This is a genomic window from Candidatus Chryseobacterium colombiense (assembly GCA_029203185.1).
GTDB lineage: Bacteria > Bacteroidota > Bacteroidia > Flavobacteriales > Weeksellaceae > Chryseobacterium > Chryseobacterium colombiense.
On the sequence record CP119310.1, the window covers coordinates 3,446,351 to 3,470,489 of the forward strand.

The following is a 24,139-nucleotide window of genomic DNA, read 5'->3' on the forward strand; positions in this document are numbered from 1 at the left end:
ACATTAATACACTGTTACACTGTTACATTGATACATTGGTAAATTAAACTATGAAATATTTAAGATTATCGGGGCTCGAGCCTTTGATTATTACGCCGGAAAGTAATTTCATCAATGTTGGTGAAAGAACGAATGTTGCCGGTTCAAAGAAATTTTTAAGGTTAATAAAAGAAGAAAAATTTGCGGAAGCACTGGATATTGCACGCCATCAGGTTGAAGGCGGTGCGCAGATCCTTGATGTCAATTTCGATGATGGATTGATTGATGGAAAAGCTTCTATGATTAAATTTTTAAATTTAATTGCTTCCGAACCGGACATCGCAAGAATCCCGATCATGGTCGATTCTTCAAAATGGGAAATACTGGAAGCTGGATTGCAGGTTGCCCAGGGAAAATGTGTAGTGAATTCTATCAGCTTAAAAGGCGGTGAAGAAGAATTTATCAAACAGGCAAAAGCAATCAAAAGATATGGAGCTGCAGTGATTGTTATGGCATTTGATGAGTTGGGACAAGCCGATACCTATGACCGTAGAATTGAGATTTCAAAACGTTCCTATGATATTTTAGTTAATCAACTGAACTTCCCTGCAGAAGATATTATTTTTGATTTAAATATTTTTCCGGTTGCAACGGGAATGGATGAACACCGAAGAAATGCAATCGACTTCATTGAAGCGACGAGATGGGTTCGCCAAAATTTGCCTTATGCATCTGTAAGTGGAGGAGTATCCAATGTTTCGTTTTCATTTCGTGGAAATGATACGGTGAGAGAAGCGATGCATTCAGTCTTCTTATATCACGCAATTCAGGCGGGAATGAATATGGGAATCGTAAATCCTGCGATGTTGGAGGTTTATGATGAAATTAATAAAGAACTTCTTGAACTTGTTGAAGATGTAATTCTTGATAAAAGAGAAGATGCAACAGAGCGACTTCTTGATTATTCTGAAAAGCATAAATCGGTCAAAAAAGAAAAAGTAGAAGATCTGGAATGGAGAACAAAACCATTACAGGATAGAATTACTCATGCTTTGGTAAAGGGAATCGATCGTTTTATCGAAGAAGATGTTGAAGAAGCAAGACAGCAGGCTGCAAAACCACTTCACGTTATTGAAATTAATTTAATGACCGGAATGGGCGTTGTGGGTGATTTATTCGGAAGCGGGAAAATGTTCTTGCCACAAGTTGTAAAATCGGCAAGGGTAATGAAAAAAGCGGTGGCTTACTTACAGCCATTTATTGAAGCTGAAAAGGACGGTTCAAAGCCAGCCAATGGAAAAATTCTGATGGCAACTGTAAAAGGCGATGTTCATGACATTGGTAAAAATATTGTGAGTGTAGTTTTAGGTTGTAACAACTACGAAATCGTTGATTTGGGAGTGATGGTTCCTGCTGAAAAAATCATTCAGACGGCGATTGAAGAAAAAGTGGATGTTATTGGTCTTAGCGGATTAATTACTCCGAGCTTAGACGAAATGGTTTATATCGCTTCAGAATTAGAAAGGCAGAATTTAGATTTTCCTTTATTAATAGGAGGTGCAACAACTTCAAAGGCGCACACTGCTGTGAAAATCGATTTAAAATATAAAAATGCAGTTGTTCACGTCAATGATGCTTCCAGAGCGGTAAATGTGGTAAGTTCATTATTAGGTGACAGAAATAAAGAATATGTTGAGGATTTAAAAAATGACTATTCGGAATTCAGAGAAAAGTTTCTCAACAGACAGGTGGAAAAAGACTATGTTTCTATTGAAGAAGCCAGACAGAATAAATTTAAAATCGACTGGGAAAATGAAGAAATCTTTACACCCAATCAATTAGGAATTACCGTTGTTGAAAATCAGGATTTAAGAGAATTATTGCCTTTCATCGACTGGTCACCGTTTTTCAGAAGCTGGGATCTGCATGGAAAATATCCGAATATTTTAGAGGATGAGGTTGTAGGAACTCAGGCAAAGGAATTATTCAAAGATGCGCAGGTTATTTTAAAGCGAATTCTAGACGAAAAATTATTAACGGCAAAAGCTATTTTTGGAATTTTTAAAGCCAATTCTACTGAAAACGATGATATTTTAATCTTCGATGAAAATAATGAACAACAAGTGAAATTCTTAACGTTAAGACAACAGGCTCAACGTTCTAAAGGCAAAGATTATCTGGCTTTAAGTGATTTTATTGCTCCGCAAAGTTCAGGAAAGACTGATTATATGGGAGCTTTTTGCGTAACAACAGGTTTCGGAACCGATGAATTGGCAGAAGAATATGAAAAAGCGAATGATGATTATAATGCAATTATGGTAAAAGCTTTGGCAGACCGGTTTGCAGAAGCGTATGCAGAATTTTTACATAAAAAAGTAAGAACGGAATATTGGGGTTACGCTAATCAGGAAAACTTAACTAATGAAGAATTGATTGCCGAAAAATATAAAGGAATCCGTCCTGCTCCAGGTTATCCAGCTTGTCCTGATCACTTGGAAAAACATGCGATCTGGAATCTTTTGAAAGTTGAAGAAAATATCGGCGTGTATTTAACAGAAAGTTTAGCGATGTTTCCAACGGCTTCGGTTTCTGGGTATTATTTCGGAAGTCCGCACGCTAAATATTTTGGTTTAGGAAAAATTGCAGAAGACCAGTTGAAAGATTATGCAGAGAGAAAAGGAATTTCTTTACAGGAAGCGAAGAAATGGCTGTCACCTAATTTAGCAGATGGAATTTAAATACGGAATTATAATAACTAAAATATATAAAGAATATATTAATAATATTTAAATGAAAATTACCGACCATATAAAAAATGCCAATGGCAAAACACTTTTTTCTCTAGAAGTTGTTCCACCCCAAAAAGGAATTGGAATTGAAGACCTATATAGGAATATTGACCCTTTGATGGAATTTAAACCACCATTTATCGATGTGACAACTTCCCGAGAAGAATATATTTACATTGACAAAGGAAATGGTTTGATGGAACGCCGTATTACAAGAATGCGTCCCGGAACATTAGGAATTTGTGCGGCTATTCAGCATAAATACAATGTGGATACGGTTCCTCATTTGCTGTGTGGAGGTTTTACAAAGGAAGAAACAGAATATCTTTTGGTAGACTGTATGTACCTTGGAATTGATAATGTAATGGCTTTAAGAGGTGATGCGATGAAAGGACATCAGTATTTTGAACCTACCAATGGGGGACATGCAAGTGCAATGGATTTAGTGCATCAGATTAATGATTTGGGAAGAGGAAAATACCTGCACAATCAGGATGAAATTTGTGATGAACATAATAAATTCTGCATCGGAGTTGCGGGCTATCCGGAGAAACATATGGAAGCGCCTTCTATGAATTATGATCTGAAATGGCTGAAACAAAAAGTGGATGCAGGAGCAGATTATATTGTAACCCAAATGTTCTTTGACAACAAGAAATACATTGAGTTTGTAACAAAAGCGCGAGAAATGGGAATTACAGTTCCTATTATTCCTGGAATTAAACCAATCGCGACAAAAAAACATTTGAAAATCCTCCCTCAGATTTTTAAAATTGATTTACCGGAAGAATTAATCAATGAGGTTGAAAATGCCAAAAATAATGAAGCGGTGAAGCAGATCGGGATTGAATGGGCAATCAATCAGTGTAAAGAATTGCTGGATTTTGGAGTTCCTGTGTTACATTTTTACTCAATGGGGAAAAGTGATAACATAAAAAGAGTTGCTGGAGAATTGTTTTAAAACTAAAATAAATGCCTTGTAATTTACAAGGCATTTATTTTAGTTTTGATTTAAAAAAGTAACTAGTTTTTTTAAATCTTCTTCTTTATTGAACTTTATCTTGTTTTCTTTAAAAAAACTACCTAAGGCATCTTTTTTATCAGAAAATTGTGCTAAAATTTCTTTTTGATTTTTAGGATTTTTAATGTATGAATCATTGATACTGATGTAATAAACAGGATCAGATTGTTTGAAATAGGCTGGCTTTTCACTTGTATAGCTATTGGAAGCCGGTTCTGCATCAATAAATTTCGTTTCCTGTTTTTTATAAAGAGAGTATTTACCTTTTACAATTTCAAAAAAATATCCACTCAAATCATCCTTTGTATCTAGAAGTACTAATGTTTGTTTGGGAGAAATAATTTCTATTCTTGAAAATTGTGTTTCTTCCGGGAGGATCATTACTTTGTTATCTCTTTGAAACTCTATTTGATCAGTATAGCTATTATATCTTACAGGTGTTTTTTCATAATTATCCGCAATTTTTGCACTTAAAAAGTTAACATTTGAATATGGAGAGCCTGTAACGTCCTCATATGTCAAGTCTTTTCCTGTTTTTGATCTTATTCTATTTGAAAAAGTGCTGCCGTCAGCAAAATCTCCTCTACTTAAAACTAATCCAGCATCTTGAGCAAATGTATAACAAGAAGCAGATAAAAGTATACTAAAAAATATTTTTTTCATTTTTTTAATTTAATATAACAAATTTACAAATTAAAATCAATTATTATAAGTTTATTTGGGTTTAACATATTTTTATTGTAGCGCTTGTGAAATCTTATATTACTAATTTTTTCTAGAAAAGAATAGGATGTCTTTCAAACTCCTTATCCCTATCAAACAAATAACGATAAGTCGCTAATTTTCGTGTTATCGTTGTATCCAGATTCTCCGCAATTTTTATCATCTTAGGATTGAAATCACCAATCCACTGCATTTCCGTGACTTTAAAATCTGTGTATTGTCTCAAATGTTGGGTTCCTTCCCAAATCATATATCCTTCGATTCCTTTCTTTTGCCATTCGGGAACGACACCAAAAACAATTCCTACCATTTTCTCGTTTTTCTTACGTCTTTTGATCCAAAGAAACTTAAGTTTTTCCCAGATCCCGAATTTTCCGTTTAAATATTTCAGCCATTGATTGGTATCCGGAAGATTCATCCACATTGCAATTGGCTTTTCTTTTTCATACACGAACCAGGAAATATGTTCATTAATAATAGGTTTCATGGTGTTGAACATTTTCAATGTCTTTGCTTCATCTAAACATTTTCCTTCACCATGCGATGCCCATGCTTTGTTATAAATCTCTGTAAAATCTTTAGCGAATTTTTCTAGATTATTTTTTGTCATTGGTTTTGCAGAAATATCAGGATTCTTACTGTATTTTGCATGCATTACAGTGAAAACTCTTGAAACTTCGGCAAAAATAGGTCTTGAAAAGCAAAGTTGTTCAAAATAAATTTTGAAACCATAGTTTTCAAAAAGCTCTTTATAATAAGGGAAATTATAATTCATGCCGAATAAAGGTTCAATATATCCTTCAATCACAAGTCCCCAGAATTTATCTCGTTCTCCAAAATTAATGGGACCATCCATAGCTTGCATTCCTCTTTGCTGAAGCCAGTTTTTACAATGATCAAAAATAAAATTTGCAGTTTCCTGATTATTAATGCAATCAAAAAATCCCAATCCACCGGTGGGTTGGTTCTGTTCGTAGTTGTTATTAATGAAAACCGCAACTTTTCCTATTGTTTCATTGTCTTTATTTTTAAATAAAAATCTTACACATTCTCCATTTTTAAAGAACTTATTTTTTTCAGGATTGAAAATATCTTCAATATCGATATTTCTTGGTCTTATGTAGTTTTTGTCATGTTGATAAAATCTTGCTGGAAATTCTAAAAATTCCTTTTTCTGGGTTTTATTTTGTACTTCTTCAACAATAATCATAGCCTAAAATGAGGGTGGAGATGAAAGATAATGTTTTTCGACCAAATTAAATATGACGAACAGATTTTATCCGTATTTTTGTGCAAATTAAATAAAAAATGGTTGATTTTACTGATAACGACGATGATATTTTCACTGGAAAAGAACATACGCCTATAAGGAAAGATGCTTTTGATAAATCACCAGAAGAGAAGATAGAAAAAATTACGGAGCTTTTTGGAGAAATCATGCAAACATTAGGTCTGGATATGACCGATGATTCATTGAAAGACTCCCCGAAACGTGTTGCAAAGATGTATGTGAATGAAATTTTCGGAGGACTTCTTCCTGAAAACAAGCCGGGAATTTCTACATTTTCAAACAAATACAAATACCGCCAGATGTTGGTGGAAAAAGACATTACGGTATACTCTTTCTGTGAGCATCACTTTTTACCAATTATCGGAAGAGCACATGTTGCGTACATTTCGAATGGTGAAGTGATCGGACTTTCAAAAATCAACAGAATTGTTGATTATTACGCAAAAAGACCACAAGTTCAGGAAAGATTGACAATGCAGATTGTAGATGCTTTAAAAGAAGCGTTGGGAACAAAAGATGTCGCATGTATTATTGATGCAAAACATCTTTGCGTAAATTGCAGGGGAATTAAAGATACGGCAAGCTCTACTATTACGGCGGAATTGAGCGGTATTTTCAGAACCAATCCGATTACAAGACAGGAATTCTTACATTATGTAGGAAGCCATGCAAAATTGGATTATTAATTAAAAAAATATGGACTATCAGATTCTTAAGAATATCGTAAATGATGAACTTAGTAGATTCGGAAATATTTCAGAAGAAGAATGGTCTGCTAAAATTTCTCCTGAAAAATGGTCCAGAAAAGAAATTTTAGGCCATCTTTGTGATAGTGCTTTATCAAATATCAGAAGATTTGTAATTACTCAGTATAAAGAAAATGAGAATATTGTCTATGATCAGAATTTTTGGGTGAGGGCGCAGAATTATCAGAATGTTTCTACTTCAGATATTATTAATCTTTGGAAATTTTTAAATCTTCAGATTGTAAATGTTGTTGAAAATATCCCTGATGAAGATCTGCAAAGAACTTGTGATATGACAAAGACAGAAACTAAGATATTCACACTGGAGTACATCATCAATGATTATATTGATCACTTACAACATCATTTAAAAGCAATTTAATAATGATAAAATTTAAAAAGGTTTCAGATAAGATTTTTGTAACAACCATTATTTGTTGTTGCTGTAAATGCTATTGTTAAAAGACCATGTTCTTTTAATTATTAAACTTTAAACTAAATTTATAAATCATTAAATCTTTTAATTTAAATCAATGCAATTAAAAATATACAACTCGCTTACTGGCGAAAAAGAAATATTTAAACCCATTTTAGAAGGAAATGTTGGGATGTACGTCTGTGGACCTACTGTGTACAGCAATGTTCATTTAGGAAACGTAAGAACTTTTCTTTCCTTCGATTTTATATACAGGAGCTTGATGCATCTGGGTTACAAAGTAAGATATGTAAGAAATATCACTGATGCAGGTCACCTTACCGATGACGGAGATGTCAATAACGATCGATTCGTTAAGCAAACCCGCCTTGAAAAATTGGAACCGATGGAAATCGTACAAAAATACACAGTAGATTTTCATAAAGTCTTAGATCTGTTCAATTTATTGCCACCGAATATTGAACCGACTGCAACCGGTCATATCGTTGAACAAATTGAATTAACCCAAAAATTAATTGAAAGAGGATTTGCCTACGAAAGCAATGGTTCTGTGTATTTCGACGTATTAGAATATAACAGAAGAGGGTTGAACTACGGTGAACTTTCAAAAAGAAATATTGAAGAACTTTTCGCCAATACCCGTGACTTAGACGGTCAGGGAGAAAAGAAAAATCCACAGGATTTTGCGCTTTGGAAAAAAGCTTCGCCGGCGCACATTATGAGATGGAATTCGCCTTGGGGAGAAGGTTTCCCGGGATGGCATCTTGAATGTACGGCGATGAGCACAAAATATTTAGGAGAAACTTTCGATATCCACGGAGGAGGAATGGATTTAAAATTCCCTCACCACGAATGTGAAATTGCTCAGGGAAAAGCTTGCAATGACACTGCTCCTGTAAATTACTGGATGCATGCCAATATGCTGACAATGAATTCTCAGCGTATGAGCAAGTCAACAGGAAATTATATTTTGCCGATGCAATTAGTTACCGGTGAAAATGATTTCTTTGAAAAGCCTTTTCATCCGTCGATTGTCCGTTTTTGCTTTCTGCAGGCTCATTACAGAAGTGTTTTGGATATTTCTAATGATGCAATGCTGGCCAGTGAAAAAGGCTTTATCAGATTAATGGAAGCCATTAAAGTGTTGAACTCAATCGCTCCGAATGATGAGAAACAATCCGGTTTCAGTTTTGAAGAATGGAAGAATAAGGCATATGATGCTTTAACGGATGATTTCAATTCACCTGTTCTCATTGCTCACTTATTTGAAGCAGTAAAGTATATTTTCGCTTTAAATGATGCTAAAGAAACTATTTCAACTAAAGATTTAGAGGAGTTGAAATCAACTTTAAATGCTCTTGTTTTTGATGTTTTAGGACTACAGGCTATTGAAGAGAATAATAATGAGAAGCTTGATCAGACTTTACAGGTTTTAATTGAACTAAGAAATCAGGCAAGGAAATCTAAAAACTTCGAACTTTCAGACCAGATCAGAGATAGATTGCTTGCTGAAGGAATTGAACTGAAGGACGGAAGGGACGGAACTTCCTATGTTCTGAATTAATATTTTAAAAATAGAATATATCATAACTCTCACAATTTTGTGGGAGTTTTTTTATTGTCATTCTTCATTCGTCAGAATGACAGTTAGATAATTTTTTTTAATGCAATCTATAAATTATGTAACTTAGTCATACTAAAATGATTAAAAACAAAATTTATATACTATGAAAAAACATCTATTCCCTTTATTTTTATTAATGATAGGTGCTAATGCCTCTGCCCAACAAGATTTTTTTGCACTTGTCGGAAAAGATTCGCCCAATATTGTTTTCAATGATTTTCGTGCAATTGATGCAGCAAACGGAATTTCAGGAGAACAAATATTTACAGAAACTTCTACTGCTAAGGTATTTTCACAAGGAAGAAATGGAGTAGTTACGGAAGATAAAAATACGTATAATAGTTCCCAGACAGCTTCAATTGCAACATTAGCATACGATGCTCTCAACAACAATTTGATATATATGCCTATGTTTTCTTCTAATATTTACGTTTTAAATGCTAAAACAAAAGAAATTACATTGGTGGAAAATAATGTGGCAAGAGTAACTTCCTGCGATATCAATTCTCATATTACGAGAATGACAGCTGGATATGACGGAAATATCTATGCAATCAATAATTCCGGAACTCAGTTTTTGCAAATTAGCAGAAAAGGAAATCAATATACAGTTAATGATCTGGGAATCATTAAAGATGATATTTCCAATGGTAAGAATTCGTTTACCATGTTGGAAACCGGATTTGGAGGAGATATGATTGCAGATGCAGAAAACAATTTTTATGTTTTTTCTGCTGCAGGAAATGTCTTCAAAGTTTCTACTAAAGAACTGAAAGCAACATTTGTAGGCAAAATTTCGGGAATTCCGGAAAATTATTCAGTAAATGGTGCTGCTGTCAATTCTCAGGGAAGAGTGGTTATTGCAAGTGCAAAAGGAGCTGCTCTTTACGAAGTTGATCTGAAAAATTTGCAGGCAAAACAAATTGCAGGAGAACAGAATCTGCATATTTATGATCTTGCAAGTAAATATTTTGCTAATGACAGAAATGCTTTAGCTAATTTATCGGCAAATCTTGATATTTATCCAACCCGTGTTGAAGAGCAGTATATTACAGTAAACGTTAATGATAAATCGGTAAAAGGAATACTCACAATGACTGTTTTTGATTTGTCAGGAAAGTCTGTGATGAAGCAAAAACTAACAGTAAAAGATGGCTCTTTAAATCAGCAGGTTTATCTTAAAAATCTGGTAAGTGGAGCTTATCTTGTAAATATTATCAATGAATCAGGAAAAGTATTATTGAATAAGAAAATTTTAGTTACAGAATAATCTTTAACTTTGCTACTACTTAAAAACCTTTTCAAGCATTTTGAGAAGGTTTTTTTAATGAATATTTGATATTCAATAAATTTTATTTTTAGAGATTATAATGTACTTTTATAAAAAAATGTAAATGAAGCTATACTTTAATGTAGGTTACAGCACAAAAGGTGGAGAAAAATTGCAGGTAGTGATTAATGAAACCGGGGCTGTATCTCAGACTCATACTATGTTTTATACAGAAAATGATTTGTGGAAATGCGAAGTAGATTATTTTTCCAAATCAGTTTCTTATCAATATCAGCTTGTAGACGAGCGAGGCAATCTTCTGAGAACAGAATTCGTTCAGCATCGTCTTAATTTTCCCCACAACTATAAAGAATTTATAATTTTTGATGAGTGGAATAATAAAAACTTTCCTGAAAACTATCTGAATAATAAGATTCTTTACAATAAACTCAATCAGTTTTCTCCGGAGAAACTTTCGGTTTTAAAAAAACATACCCATTTATTCAGAATAGAAGCACCGATTTATAATCCGGACTGGAAGATCGTATTGTTCGGAAGCACGGCTTCATTAGGAAATTGGGACTATGAGAAAGTGATTCACTTATCCCAGACAGACTATGGAATCTGGGAAGCTTCCGTTGAAATTCCTGAAAATGAATATATACAGTTTAAATATTGCATATACGATGTAAAAGAGGAAAGAGTAATTGATGTGGAAACAGGAGAAAACAGATTTACTGTTCCTAATCAGACTCAGGAAATTCTTCAGATTGTTTCGAATCACTACTTTAAGTTCAAGGCCTATCAGATGTATCATGATGCAGGAGTTGCGGTTCCGGTATTTTCATTGAGAACAGAAGATGGTTTCGGAGTGGGCGAATTTTACGATATTAAAAAATTGGCGGACTGGGCTAAAGAAACCCATTTGGGAATCATCCAGATTTTGCCTATTAATGATACAACAGCCAATTATTCTTGGACGGATTCTTATCCTTATGCAGCTGTTTCTGTATACGCTTTGCATCCACAATATATTTCTTTAGAAAATCTCGATTTCGAATTACCTAAAGATTTAGTAGAAGAATATCAGGCTGAAAAAGAATTTTTAAATTCATTAGAATTAATTGATTATGAAAAAATGATTTCCGCAAAATGGAAATATTTGAAAGTTATATTCAATGAAGATAAAGATAACATCTATAAAGATAAAGGTTTTAAGAAATTCATTAAGAACAATGAAAGCTGGCTTCTTCCGTACTCGGCATTTTGTGTACTGAGAGACAAATACAAAACACCGAATTTCAATGATTGGAAGACGCATAAAAAATATATTGCCGGAAAGATAACGCCATTTTTCAGTGCAAAAAGTAAAGATTATGACACTTCGATGCTTCATGCATGGGTACAATATCAGCTTCATAAACAGTTGAAAGATGCAATCGATTATACCCATAGTTTAGGAATTTCGGTAAAAGGAGATCTGCCGATCGGAATTTATCGGTACTCTGTGGAAGCTTGGACGGAGCCAGAACTTTTCGGAATGGATTTCCAGGCCGGAGCACCACCTGATCAGTTTACAGCATTGGGACAAAACTGGGAGTTTCCGACGTATAACTGGGAAGCTATGAAAGCAGACAATTATACCTGGTGGAAAAACCGATTCAAAGCACTGGAGCAGTATTTTGATGCCATGAGAATTGATCATATTCTTGGTTTTTTCAGAATCTGGAGGATGCCGGTTTCTGCTACACAAGGAATCCTGGGATATTTTTATCCAGCGGTTCCGGTTACAACAGAAGAATTTAAAGCACGGGGAATTTCCTTTAATTTTGATCGATATTGTAAACCATTTATTAATGATCAGATCCTTTGGGATTATTTTGGTGAAAACAGCGGCAAAGCACTCGAATTTATCACTAATAACCATGATGGAACTTATTCATTTAAAGAAGAATTTGATACGCAGAGAAAATTAACAGATTTCTTTAAGAAAAATTCTCGAGGACCGATTGAAGAGCAGTTGATTTCCCTTTGCGCTAATGTGTTATTTTTAGAGGAGGAAAGAAATGGCGAAAAAGTATATCATCCAAGATTCAACGTATATGGAACAGATTCGTATAAATATTTAACTGAGGGTGAGAAGCAGTCTATTTACGATCTATATCATGATTATTTTTTCAGGAGGCAAGATCATCTCTGGTACGAGAAAGCAATGGAAAAACTTCCAATGATTCTGAACGCCACTAAAATGCTGATCTGCGGAGAAGATTTAGGATTGGTTCCTGCCTGTGTTCCTGTTGTAATGGATGAACTGGGGATTATTGCTCTGAAAATTCAACGTATGCCTTCGGAAAACATTCCTTTTTATAATCCTCAACATGCCAATTATCTGAATGTGGTTACTGCTTCTTCGCATGATAGTTCTACATTAAGACAATGGTGGAAAGAAGATCCTGCTTTAATTCAGAAATACTTCAACCAACAATTGATTCAGTACGGAAAAGCGCCTGAAGAATTAAATCCCAATTTAGCTGAGATCATTATGAAGCAGCATCTTTATAATGATGCGATACTGGCTATTTTCCCTATTCAGGAGTTTCTGGCAACAGATCCTGAGCTTACTAATCCTCATATGGATAATGAAAGAATCAATAATCCTGCAGTATTTCCTCATTACTGGCGTTATAGAATGCATTTGAATCTTGAAGATTTAAAACAGAAAAAATCCTTTAACCAAAAAATTGCCAATTGGGTAATAGATAGTGGGCGATCATAAATTTAACATTTGATTATCAATTAGTTAATACTAAATTAAAAGAAGTTTTATCAAAAGATTTAACTTCTTTTTTGTATTCATATCCAAAAGATAGAATAAAGATATTCTGCTATATTATAACCAATTAACAACTATTTGAAATGAAAAAAATATTGATAGGTTTTGCCATGAGTTTTGCGGTTTTTTCGTTTGCTCAGCAATATCCAAATAATGGATGGGGAGATGATGACGGGTATTATCAGAATGATGGATATTATAGTGATCAGGACGATCAGAATTATTTCCCTGATGATTATTATTACAACTATCCCCAAGATTATTATCCTCAGGATTATTACCAAAGCAACTATAATGATTACAGGAACAGTATCGTGAATATCAACTGGAATGGCTTTTTTGTTCAGAACAGATTATCCCGTTGGCAAATTGATCAAGTGTTGAGACTGAATAATTTATATGTAAGTTTTTCTACTTGGAATAATTTTTACAGATATAATCCTGACAGATGGTATTACGACAGATTCTATGCACTAGAAAGAATCTTAGGCCCTAGAGTTTTTGTTGTTTTCCAAAATGATTATTATAGAGGTTACAGCCCGGTTGTATATTTCCAAAATTACAGAAGAACGCATTATGCTTCAATCTGCAGACCAATGCCTCGATATAGAAATGTAAATATCAACATTTATAGAGTAGATAGATCTAATTTCAGAAGAATGGATAATCCAACGATTAACATAGTAAGAAGTCAAAGACCGAATAACGGATTCAGAGGCCCTGTAAGAGATGGAAATAATGGAGGAGGATTCCGAAATCAGGCAGAAATCAGAAATAATAATCCGGGTTTCAGAAATGAAAATAATGGAATAAGAAATAACGGCGGTTTCCGAGGAAATAATGATAATGGAGGTGTAAGAAGCAACGGCGGTTTCCGTGGAGATAGAGCTGACAATAACAATAATGGAAACGGAGGAGGTTTCAGAGGTGGTGAAGTGAGAAGAGAAAACGCTCCAAGAAGAGAAAATAATGGCGGAGGTTTTAGAAATGAAGGCGGTTTCAGAAAAAATGAAAATGCAGCACCGAGAGAACAAAACCGAGGTAATGAGAACAGAGGAAACGGAGGCTTCCGAAACGGATTTGCGAAAAATTAAATTTTCATATATTTATATTTAAGTGGTGTGAGGGCAGATTTTAGAATCTGCTCTTTTTTTATTTAATGAATTTATTATTTGGTAGTAAAATTTAACATTATTTATGTATTTTTTAATTTAACTTTAATTTTAACTAATAATCAAAAAGATATAAAATAAATAATTAAATATTTTTAAAGATGAAAAAATTAGTTTTAGCAATAGCATTTATCGGAATGGGAAGTTTAGCCATGGCGCAACAAACAGTTACTACTCCACAAAACAGAGAGGCCAAAAGAGCCGAATTTCAGCAGCAAAGAATCCAAAAAGAACAGGAGCATTTGGATCAAATGCAGAAAGATTTGAATCTTAACGCATCTCAGGTAGCTCAAATTAAAGCATTACATGAAAAAACTAAAGCTGAAATGAAAGCTGAATTTGATAAAAACAAAGAAGCAAGACAGGCTAAAATGGAGGAGATGAAAGCTAAAAGAGCACAAATGGATGCTGATATGAAAAAAATCTTAACTCCGGATCAGTACGATAAATGGCAAGCTGACAGAAAAGCTAAAATGGAGCAAAGAAGAATGGCAATGAAGGAAAGAGGAATGAAAGGTGGAAAAATGATGAAAAAGCCGATGACTACGGCAGCTCCCGAAGCAAATTAATAGTTTATAATTTTGATTTTTTAATGTTAGAAGGGCGGATGTATTTCCGTCCTTTTTCTATTAATTTTAATTAAAATTTTTGATTTCGGGCTTTTATTCCCTAATTTTGAATATAAATTTATTACTTATGGTTAGCGAGAAAATTGCAAAATTAATTAACGAACAAATAGCTCACGAACAATATGCTGCACAATATTATCTTTCCATGTCTGCTTGGTTTTCAAGTAAGGATCTGGATGGGATTGCAAACTATTTCAGAGTTCAGAGCAAGGAAGAATTAATGCATGCAGATAAAATGTTTGATTATTTAAATGATGTAGGCGGAGAGATTATTATCGGAGAAATTGCGAAGCCACCTCATGAATTTGAAAACGCTACAGATATTTTTGAAAAGGCACTGGCTCATGAGAAGACGGTAACAAAAAGTATTTTTAATATTGTGAAAAATGCGAATGAAGAAGGGGATTTTGCAACAACTTCTTTCCTTCAGTGGTTCATCAACGAACAGGTGGAAGAAGAAGCAAGTGCATCACAATTGGTGACCAAAATCAAAATGGTTTGCGATAATCCTTCAGCATTATATCTTTTTGATCAGGAATTGGCGCAGAGAGTATTTACTCCGAACGCGACAGCTTAATTTAATTTTTAAAGGATAAAAGTTTCGGCGGCATCGAAGATGCCGCCGAAACTTATTTTCATATGCGATTAGATAGATTTTCTATAAATAAATCAATTGCGTCTTCAATACCTTTCTTCCCAGACTTTCCAGAATTCGTTTATAATTTTCAATCTGCTTCTCATTCTTTTCTGTTTCTTCTCCGGTTTTAAAATCGACAATAATGTAACCCTCTTCACTTTTGAGTATTCGGTCAGGACGGTACATTCTGCTTTCTCCGTTTTCAGAAATCATGATGTCCTTTTCATTGATGACTTCCCATTTTTCATCAAAAAATTTGGAATAGGTTCTGACAATTTGTTCTAAGGTATTTTGAATCTCGTCTTTTTCTTCATTTGTAATTTGACCTTCCAAAACATAGCTTTCCAGCACTTTGTAAATATCCTTTTCAGTATTGATTTTTGACAATAATTCATGCACAAAAAGTCCTATTCTAACCTTCTCATTTCTTACCTGGTAGTTTTTGGAGGGAGTAGCGATTTTGATTGATGTGCTTTTTTCGTTGATGTTTTTTAAGTTAGTAATATCCCGTGTCGCAACTTGCGAAGTTTTATCTTTTGTATGTTTCTTCAACATGTCGGATTGAACTTCATACAGGTCAAATTCATCGAGATTTTCGGGATTTTTAGACTGCAAAAACTCTAGAAGTTCAAGGTTATTAGATGTTTTATTGGCTTTTTGAATGTAAAAAAATAGTTGTTCTACAGGTCGGGTCGTTGCAACATACTGAAGGCATAACCTATCCACAAAATTTTTATAGGCATTTTGCTTATTGAATTTTTCAATTTCCTCGTCATAGATTTCGAGATTTTTACTGAACTGATTGATATTTACAGATTTCAGAGCGGAGTTGTCACTTGTTTCAAACCAGTTGGAAAATTCGGCATCGCGGTTTTTATTCATCATCGGAATAAAAACAATAGGGAACTCCAATCCTTTTGCTTTATGAATGGTCATAATCTGGATGGCATCAATATTTTCCGAAGCCTGAATAGTGTAAGATGATGCTTCTTCATCCCAATATTTCAAAAACTCTTTTGTACTGGCTCCTGCATTCTGGGTGAAGTTAAAAAGCATTTCCAAAAAGTTCAACAGGAAGTCAGTCTCCTTATTTTCAACAGAGAATTCATTGATGTAATACTCTACGAAATTGTATAAATTAAATCTTGGGAAATTATCCTGTCTTAACAGTAAGGAATATTTCTGCTGAATAAACTGTAAAATTTCTTCATGAAGCTCAATCTCCAGAATTTCCTTCATTTCCAACGTGAAATCGGCCATATGAATTCTTCCCAATTTATTCAGATAATACATCATCATAATTAAATTAGGCTTGTTCTTCGGATTGTTTTCCCATTTCAGAAATTCGATTACAGCTTTCAGAGTATTGGATAACTCTAGGGTAAGTCCTTTATCGGAAATCGTTTTAATATTGGTTTCCTCGCCTTTATAGTTAACCTTTAGATTTCCTAATTTTTGAGAATAACTGAAAATATCGAAATTTCCTCGGCAGAGAATTGTGATGTCGGAAAATTTAAACCCATTATTCAGACTTTCCTGGATATCCTTCTGCATTCTTTCAGAAGTATCACTGTAGAAATCTTCATTGGTAAGGTTTTCTATTAAATTAACTTTTACGCGGCCGTCAATTCCTGATTTTGGATTTTGTTTTCCATCTATACCAAAAATATTTTTATGTTCCTCATTCAGTTCCCTGGAATGAAATTCATAGAGTTCATTATTGAACTGCACGATATTTTTTGCACTTCTCCAGTTGTCTTTTAATACTAAAAGTTCAGCTTCTTTAGGAGAAAACTCTTTTTTGTTGATAATATCCAGCATCAGTTTACTTTCCCCACCACGAAAACGATAAATAGACTGTTTAGGATCACCAACTAAAGTAAACGAAGTGTTTTCCGTAGAAATTGAATGATCTCTTAATGGAATAAAGTTCTGCCACTGTAACTCGGATGTATCCTGAAACTCATCAAAAAAATAATGCTGGAATTGTGAACCTACTTTTTCATAGATAAAGGCAGAAGGCTCATTTCTGAGATTTTCATTAATGAGAATGTTGAATTTTGATAGTAAAACCAGATCATTTTCCTCCTCAATTTTTTTCAATTCATCCTGAATATCCTTGTTTACTTTTAAAGGAAGTAATGCGGATAAGATTTTCTCCTTTTTCTGGGTTTCAATATAAAGAAGGATCAACTTCATCCTGTTTTCAAGCAACTGTTCCAGAATTTCCAGAATTTCGGCTTCCTTATGTTTTGATTTTGCCGAAGCCCCTTTTTTGTAATTGTTGACTACGGATTCTTCTGCAGTTGTGGGGAACGGAAAACCTGTTCTTTTCTGATTATAAAAACCTAAAACTTTAGTGAAAAATCCTCCGATTCCGTTTTTTCCCTGTGCGAAATCTTCGATGTCAATATTTCTAGATTTGAATAGGTCTATGGATTGGGTAGCCAATTCAGAGGCCTGCTTTTTATTTAAGATAATTTCTTTTCGAAGCGTGTTCTTAATGTTTTCATAATTTGTATTGTCAAATTCTTTGTTGTTTTTAAGATGTTCATAATGAATATCTTTTACAAACTCTTTCGCCGAATCATAAAGGTTTTTATTCAGATTGATTCTTTCATTATTTTCCAGACTGTAATCTACATAATCCATAAAAGAATTAGAGATGGCGTCATTTTCCCCGATCTGATCCAGCATTTTATCGACAGCTTCTATCAAAAAAGGTTCGGCTTCAATTTCCAGGTTGAAATTTTTTGCCAGTCCCAACTCATAGGAAAAGCTTCTTACCAAACGGGAATTAAAACGGTCGATGGTTCCGATATTTAAGGTGGAGTAATTGTGAAGAATATAATCCAGTAATTTTTTTGCTCTGAGGTGCAATTCATCAATGGTAATTTTCAACCCTTCCTCTTCAAATGCTTTCTGAATGTTTTTTAGATCTCCGTTTTCAGCAAAATTATCTGCAGAGAAATTTCCCAGCCAGGACAAAATTCTTTCTTTCATTTCATTGGCTGCTTTGTTGGTAAACGTCAAAGCCAAAATATTCCTGATCGACTGCTGCTGATTAGGATATCGAAGACAGATCATCAGAAGCCGCTGAACAAGTGCGTATGTTTTCCCGGAACCTGCTGAAGCGTTGATTACTGTATAAGAATTTTGCATATCTTGAGTAGAATTGAATCTGCAATTTAGTTAAATATGGCTTAAATTTTAACAATTTTCCAGGGCTATTTTAACAGTTTCGAATTTAAAAACTCTAAAATAACTGCTAAAACAAGTTAACTGAGGTTAAACTTCTGGTTTGCATTAAAATTAACTTTAGCTTTGCTTTATAAAAAACTGTCCGTGAAAATAAAGCTACTTTTTACTTTTTTCGTCTTATTTTTTCTCAATATGAATGCCCAGAACTATATTTTCGGTAAGATAAGTACTGAGGATGGGGTAGAATTAACAGATGCAACCGTAATCAATATAAGAACCAATGAACGCGTAGTTTCTAATAGCGATGGTCACTTTATGATTTCCGGAAGACTTGGTGATGAACTCCGTTTTGTAAAGGCGGGTTACGAAAGGGCGAATAAGAAAATTGATGAAAATAATATAAGTTCTTCCTTACAGGTTACTTTGATAAAAGCACCAACATTAATTGATGAAGTGGAAATCAAAAAGGGGATAACCGGAGATCTTGCCATTGATTCTAAAAATTTAAATCAACAAAAGAAAATTCAAAAGCTGAAAGGAGAGCTAGGTCTTTATCTTTCTCAGAAATCTGATCCTAGAGTTTTGGCTGCAAGACCCGGGCAATTTGTTCAGCCAAAAGGTGAGGGTTTCTCTATTGGGAAAGTTAAAAATAGATGGGATGATGTAGATTTGATGAAGTATCTGATTTCCGCATTGGGAGAACAATATTTTCTAGATTTAAAAATTGAAAAACCTTATTTTCAACACTTTATATATTATGTTTTTGCGGGAGGTTTTGAAAGGAAAAACATTTTAAAATATGGCTATTGCAGTGATGCGGATCTTATGAGATTTCAACGTGCTGTATTCACAAGAATATCTTCATATCGTGCTCCCCAAACCCAAAAGTAAATGATGAGAGCTTGTTTAAGTGTACTATTTTGCCTTATCGAAACGTTTATTTTTGCCCAACAAAAAGTTTCAGGACTTATTTCGGATGAACAGAATATACCTTTGGGTAAGGTGTTAGTTATTAATATGTCGAGCAGTGGAAGTGTATACAGTGACATTTCCGGAAGATTTACCATTGAAGCCAGTTTGAGTGATGAGATCAGATTCGTGAGAGAAGGGTTCTATCGCTCACGGATTCATGTTTCTGAAGAAAATTTTAAAACGCCCATCAATATCCTTCTTAAGCGTTCGGAGATATTGATCCCCGAAGTTAAAATTGAATATCAACTGACAGGAGATATTAGGAAAGACAGTAAATATCTGAATGACTCTAAAAAAGTTGCTTCCTTAAAATCCTCAATGGAAAGCTATATGAAATCTCCAATGACTGAGGTGGTGGCAAAAAATACAATTCCCAAAAGTTTCGAAGGACATGATTTCAATGCGGGGCAGGTAAATGTTTTAGGAATAATTGCCGGAGCAATAGGGCTGGCAAAAAAAGCAACCAAACCCAAAATTACAAAGCCTGATTTCTATGAAACGCAAAATTTTCTCCAAAGAATTAAAAAAGAAGTTGACTTAAGCTTTCTGGAAAAATATGGAATGGATGAAGAGCAGATCGATAAATTTCTCGTGTATGCGGAAAAGATAAAAATGCTTTCGAAAAGATATCGGAAAGATTTTAAACAGGGCGCTATCTCTTATGAATTACGGGCTGTCTTTGCAGAATATCAGAAAATAAATAAGTTAAGTAATTAATCAGCTTTACATTGCATTTCGGAATAATAATTGATGGTTGAGTATCAAATCACAGATATAAAATGAATAAAACAATTATTGCTATCGCAGTTGCTGCATTGGGTTTTGTTATCGGTTTAGGGCTTTTAGGAAATGCTATCAAAAACCGTAATAAATCTGAAAATACCATTTCTGTAACCGGTTTGGGAACCAAACAATTTACCTCGGATCTTATTACCTGGTCGGGAAGTTTTTCGAAAAATAATTTTGATCTCAAATCGGCTTATGACGAATTGGCTTTAGATCGAAAAGCGATTAATGATTATCTTTTGTCAAAAGGAGTAAAACAAAACGAAATTGTTTTTTCTTCGGTTGATATTCAGAAGCAGTTTAAAAATCTTACGGATTCAAACGGAAATACTATTCAGAATGAATTTTCAGGATATAATTTAACGCAAACGGTTTCTATTGAAAGTAAGGAAGTTGCTAAAATTGAAAATCTTTCGAGAAATATTACGGAAATCATTAATCGCGGTATAGAATTTACTTCTTCTTCACCATCTTATTTTTACACCAAGCTTTCTACCGTAAAACAGGAAATGATTGCTTCTGCAACAAAAGATGCTAAAGAACGCGCGGAAAAAATTGCTGAAAACTCTGGAAGCAGTTTGGGAAATCTCAAAAAAGCGACAATGGGAGTGATACAGATTACGGCACCAAATTCAAATGAAGATTATTCTTATGGTGGAACTTTTAATACTTCTTCCAAAGAAAAAGAAGCAAGCATTACCATAAAATTAGAATATCAAGTAAATTAAAAAAACCGGAAGTCATCTTCCGGTTTTATGTTTAATGATAAACAATATCGTAAATTTCCTCTTTAATTTCTTTTACATTCTCGGGAGAATAATTAGCGAGTAGCCAAAGCTTGAGAGGATTTTTTCCATCGCCATAACTTGGTTGCACATACATTTCATCAATTAATCTGAAATTGTTTCTTTGATAAAAAGCATAACGTCTTTTGGCATCGTCCCCTAAATGTTCAGGTTCTATTTCTAAGACAATTCTGGGATAATTATCAAATAAATAACCGGTAATATAAGAGCCTAATTTCTGGCTTCTGAATTCTTCGAATACCTCAAAATGTTCTACGAAAACAAAATGACTAAGCTCCCAGATAATCAGATAACCAATATTCTTTGCTTTGTGCATTACAGAAATCACCTTTACATTGGGATGACTAAAAAGCTGGGTAAAAGGAATCCAATCCCTTCTTTCATCTTCCGGAAATGTTGTTGAATAAGACTTATAAATTTCCTGAACCCGATAGTCTTCAGGAGAAGTAATTTGAAGAAATTCCATAGTTACAAATCAAAAACATTAGGTCTTCTGGTAATAAAAATATCTTTTACCCAAAGAGTAAATGCTAAACCTAAATAAATTAAAAAGAAAAAACCGGCCGTTGCAAAAGTGGAATAAATAAAAAATACTCTCAATTTTGAAACTGGAATTCCCAGTTTGGCCCCTGTTCTTGTGAGGACTCCAAACCACTCTCTTTCCATTTTATGTCGGATGTTGTCAAACATTTTATATCTCTTTTAAAATTTTAAAACCAATCCCGCAATTTAAGCAATTTTTTGTTTCACAATTGCTTTTGAAGTGATAAATCAGGCTTTGACTTTCTAAAGCAGTGTCGACTTTCATTTTTAGTTTTTTCCAATTTTTGATCACGGAATTTTTTTCCGCGGATAAGCTTGTGTAAAAATGAATGATCTGTTCAGAAATTTCGTCGTCGTGAAATTTATGATAAGTATATTTTATTGGCAGTATAGCATTGAGAATAATAAGATCAATAAATTCTGTGGTCAGTATTTTGGGCTGATTCTGATTTGATGTTTTTCCGAAATTAAATTTATTGTTCCAGTATTCCGAAGCTTTGATATTTTTAAAAATTTCATGTAGTTCATCCGTACTTTCAGCCGAAATTACTTTTGAGAAAAGATTCTGATGCTGAAAATAAAGATCTGCCAACTGGGAAAGACGAATGGTCGGGAAATTCGGAGGTCTTAATCTTAAAAATTTAGGATGAATTTGAATTGCAGGAAGTTTAAATTTTGCGGTAAGAAAATCAAACTCCCGTTTCCATATTTCCATCTGGCTGTCAAGTGGTTTTTCAAGCCAACCTGAAATCCCGAAAAATAAGGCTTCAAGCTGGGTTTTATTTTGTCTGATTTTATTAATAATAGGAAAGTCTATGCTTTCTGCAATCTGTTTAAAAATGGAAGCATTCACTTTCAATCCAAAAGAGTAGGCGAGATGATGAAAAAGGACGGCTTCAAAATTATTTTTTGATTTTTGAAGATCTTCTTCAATAGAAACAGATTTTTCCTGAAGCTTTTTTAAAACATTTTCTTCGTGAAAGAAAAAGGGAATTTTATTGGGACTAAAAAGATATTCACAGGAAATAAACCGGTTTCCGTTGGCCAATTTTTCATATTTTTTCCAACTGTTTTCATCAATATAGTTTCTCAATTCTAAAGTAGGAATATCCTGAGCGTTAAATTCATCAATTTCCATGTCATGATGATAAACAACATGAAGAATGATATTCTTATAATTAGGATCTGCGGAATGCTGATGAAAAATCCAATCGGAAGATTTTACGTGGAGTTCAATATTTCCGACCAGCATTAGATTTTTCGTTTTAATGGTTGCCATTAGAAAATCGGGCCCCGAATCAGTATTCCATTTTCCGAAATTAATGACTTCAATAGGATGTCCGTGGGTATCTTTAAAATCAAAATTGGTGAAAACCTTGAAATTCCAAAGATATTGGAGAAGCTTTTCATTCATAATTTGTGTTTGTGTACTACTAATTTATGAATTTTATAATTGATTAGGAATAAAAAAACTGCTCAGAATTAATCTGAACAGTTGATTTTTATATATGAACTGAATTTTACTGTGGAACTGATTCTTCAGTAGTCAGTTTAAAATTTTCAATGGTTGTTTTGTACATATCTTCATAAATAGGAAGAATATTTTTCAAATCAAATTTTACGGCCTGTTCTTTAGCATTAAGCTTCATTTTTGCTAAAAGTTCTTCATTACTTAATAATTTGATACAGTAATTGCTCATCGCTTCTACATTCCCGATTTCAGCTAAAAATCCTGTTTCACCCTGAATATTTACTTCAGGTATTCCTCCTGCGTTGGAGCTGATTACCGGTGTATAAGCTGCCATAGCTTCCAGTGCTGCTAAACCGAAACTTTCCTGTTCAGAAGGTAATAAAAAGACATCGGAAAGCTGAAGGATTCTGTAAAGATCATTTACTTTTCCTAAAAGGCGGATTTTTGAGATCAGTTCAGGGTTTTCCTCCAAAAACTGATTGATTTTTTCCATATCCGGACCTTCTCCAATAATGATTAATTTAGATTTTACCTTTTTCTCCACATTTTTAAAAATCTGTAAAACCTCTTCAACACGTTTTACCGGTCTTAAGTTGGAAACGTGAATTAAAATCTTTTCATCAGGATTTGCAAACTGTGTTCTCTGACATTCATTGCATTCGTCAAATTCCGAATTATCAATGAAATTGGTAATCACCTGGATTTCCTTTTTAATATTGAAAAACTGCAGGGTGTCCTTTTTCAAACTTTCTGAAACAGAAGTAATCGCGTCAGATTTATTGATCGAAAATTCTACAGCGTGTTTGTAGCTTGGATGCTGTCCCACCAAAGTAATATCGGTTCCGTGAAGTGTGGTAACCAACGGAATATCATTGTTGTCTTCGCGGAGCATCTGTTTGGCCGTAAAAGCTGCATACGCATAAGGAATTGCATAATGGGCATGAAGCAGATCAAGTTTATATAAATTTACAACACGATAAATCATTGAGCTTAGTGCAATATCATAAGGCTGATATTGGAAAAGCGGGTAGGTCTGAACATTTACTTTATGAAAGAAAATATTCGGATTGGTAATATCTAGTCTTGCAGGCAGCGCTGAACTGATAAAGTGTACTTCGTAACCCTTGTTAGCTAGCGACATTCCGAGTTCTGTTGCTACAATTCCGCTTCCTCCGTAGGTTGGATAGCAAAGTATGCCTATTTTCATTGT

At 33.9% G+C, this 24,139-nt stretch carries 20 protein-coding genes; 13 read left to right on the forward strand and 7 right to left on the reverse strand.

Annotation, left to right across the window (positions count from 1 at the left end):
* Positions 1-50: 50 nt before the first annotated feature.
* Both metH and metF read left to right on the forward strand, forming a co-directional pair.
* The gene (gene metH, locus P0Y62_15620; protein ID WEK69264.1) at positions 51-2,717 is read left to right on the forward strand and encodes a methionine synthase; all 2,667 of its coding nucleotides are present in this window, start codon (positions 51-53) and stop codon (positions 2,715-2,717) included.
* 52 nt (positions 2,718-2,769) lie between these two features.
* The gene (gene metF, locus P0Y62_15625) at positions 2,770-3,729 is read left to right on the forward strand and encodes a methylenetetrahydrofolate reductase [NAD(P)H] (GenBank protein WEK69265.1); all 960 of its coding nucleotides are present in this window, start codon (positions 2,770-2,772) and stop codon (positions 3,727-3,729) included.
* Between the two features lie 39 nt (positions 3,730-3,768).
* Here metF and P0Y62_15630 read toward each other — a convergent pair whose 3' ends face one another.
* Both P0Y62_15630 and P0Y62_15635 read right to left on the reverse strand, forming a co-directional pair.
* Positions 3,769-4,452, reverse strand: coding sequence for a hypothetical protein (locus P0Y62_15630; GenBank protein WEK69266.1), 684 nt, complete (start codon positions 4,450-4,452; stop codon positions 3,769-3,771).
* A gap of 112 nt (positions 4,453-4,564) precedes the next feature.
* Positions 4,565-5,722, reverse strand: a complete 1,158-nt coding sequence (locus P0Y62_15635) for a hypothetical protein (protein WEK69267.1) — start codon at positions 5,720-5,722, stop codon at positions 4,565-4,567.
* A gap of 98 nt (positions 5,723-5,820) precedes the next feature.
* Between P0Y62_15635 and folE the strand changes: the two genes are divergently transcribed.
* From folE to P0Y62_15675, 8 genes are all read left to right on the forward strand, one after another.
* A complete protein-coding gene (gene folE / locus P0Y62_15640) occupies positions 5,821-6,489 on the forward strand; it encodes a GTP cyclohydrolase I FolE (protein ID WEK69268.1) in 669 nt (222 codons plus the stop codon).
* A gap of 10 nt (positions 6,490-6,499) precedes the next feature.
* A complete protein-coding gene (locus tag P0Y62_15645) occupies positions 6,500-6,931 on the forward strand; it encodes a DinB family protein (GenBank protein ID WEK69269.1) in 432 nt (143 codons plus the stop codon).
* Between the two features lie 151 nt (positions 6,932-7,082).
* Entirely contained in the window at positions 7,083-8,549 is a 1,467-nt protein-coding gene (gene cysS / locus P0Y62_15650) for a cysteine--tRNA ligase (GenBank protein ID WEK69270.1), read from the forward strand.
* Between the two features lie 163 nt (positions 8,550-8,712).
* A complete protein-coding gene (locus P0Y62_15655) occupies positions 8,713-9,879 on the forward strand; it encodes a T9SS type A sorting domain-containing protein (GenBank protein WEK69271.1) in 1,167 nt (388 codons plus the stop codon).
* 124 nt (positions 9,880-10,003) lie between these two features.
* The gene (locus P0Y62_15660) at positions 10,004-12,655 is read left to right on the forward strand and encodes a 4-alpha-glucanotransferase (GenBank protein WEK69272.1); all 2,652 of its coding nucleotides are present in this window, start codon (positions 10,004-10,006) and stop codon (positions 12,653-12,655) included.
* A gap of 140 nt (positions 12,656-12,795) precedes the next feature.
* Positions 12,796-13,806, forward strand: a complete 1,011-nt coding sequence (locus P0Y62_15665; GenBank protein ID WEK69273.1) for a hypothetical protein — start codon at positions 12,796-12,798, stop codon at positions 13,804-13,806.
* Between the two features lie 179 nt (positions 13,807-13,985).
* On the forward strand, positions 13,986-14,453 hold the full coding sequence (locus P0Y62_15670; GenBank protein WEK69274.1) for a hypothetical protein: 468 nt from the start codon (positions 13,986-13,988) through the stop codon (positions 14,451-14,453).
* 127 nt (positions 14,454-14,580) lie between these two features.
* Entirely contained in the window at positions 14,581-15,090 is a 510-nt protein-coding gene (locus P0Y62_15675; protein WEK69275.1) for a ferritin, read from the forward strand.
* 81 nt (positions 15,091-15,171) lie between these two features.
* Here the strand turns inward: P0Y62_15675 and P0Y62_15680 are convergent, their stop codons facing one another.
* On the reverse strand, positions 15,172-18,312 hold the full coding sequence (locus P0Y62_15680) for a UvrD-helicase domain-containing protein (GenBank protein WEK69276.1): 3,141 nt from the start codon (positions 18,310-18,312) through the stop codon (positions 15,172-15,174).
* Positions 18,313-18,495: 183 nt separating this feature from the next.
* On the opposite strand from P0Y62_15680, the gene P0Y62_15685 reads away from it, so the two are divergent.
* The 3 genes from P0Y62_15685 (at position 18,496) to P0Y62_15695 (ending at position 20,837) form a co-directional block, all read left to right on the forward strand.
* Complete coding sequence (locus P0Y62_15685; GenBank protein ID WEK69277.1) at positions 18,496-19,242, forward strand: hypothetical protein; 747 nt, start codon at positions 18,496-18,498, stop codon at positions 19,240-19,242.
* Positions 19,243-20,040 carry a hypothetical protein gene (locus P0Y62_15690; protein WEK69278.1) on the forward strand — a complete coding sequence of 266 codons (798 nt, stop codon included), beginning with the start codon at positions 19,243-19,245 and terminating at the stop codon, positions 20,038-20,040. It begins immediately after the preceding gene.
* 62 nt (positions 20,041-20,102) lie between these two features.
* Complete coding sequence (locus P0Y62_15695) at positions 20,103-20,837, forward strand: SIMPL domain-containing protein (GenBank protein WEK69279.1); 735 nt, start codon at positions 20,103-20,105, stop codon at positions 20,835-20,837.
* 31 nt (positions 20,838-20,868) lie between these two features.
* Here the strand turns inward: P0Y62_15695 and P0Y62_15700 are convergent, their stop codons facing one another.
* The 4 genes from P0Y62_15700 to bshA all read right to left on the reverse strand — a co-directional run bounded on the left by P0Y62_15700 (position 20,869) and on the right by bshA (position 24,136).
* Positions 20,869-21,381 (reverse strand): N-acetyltransferase, encoded by a 513-nt coding sequence (locus P0Y62_15700; protein ID WEK69280.1) that lies wholly within the window; start codon positions 21,379-21,381, stop codon positions 20,869-20,871.
* A gap of 2 nt (positions 21,382-21,383) precedes the next feature.
* Positions 21,384-21,605 (reverse strand): PspC family transcriptional regulator, encoded by a 222-nt coding sequence (locus tag P0Y62_15705; GenBank protein WEK69281.1) that lies wholly within the window; start codon positions 21,603-21,605, stop codon positions 21,384-21,386.
* Between the two features lies 1 nt (position 21,606).
* On the reverse strand, positions 21,607-22,872 hold the full coding sequence (locus P0Y62_15710; protein WEK69282.1) for a DUF2851 family protein: 1,266 nt from the start codon (positions 22,870-22,872) through the stop codon (positions 21,607-21,609).
* 106 nt (positions 22,873-22,978) lie between these two features.
* Positions 22,979-24,136, reverse strand: a complete 1,158-nt coding sequence (gene bshA, locus P0Y62_15715) for an N-acetyl-alpha-D-glucosaminyl L-malate synthase BshA (GenBank protein WEK69283.1) — start codon at positions 24,134-24,136, stop codon at positions 22,979-22,981.
* Between the last annotated feature and the right edge of the window lie 3 nt (positions 24,137-24,139).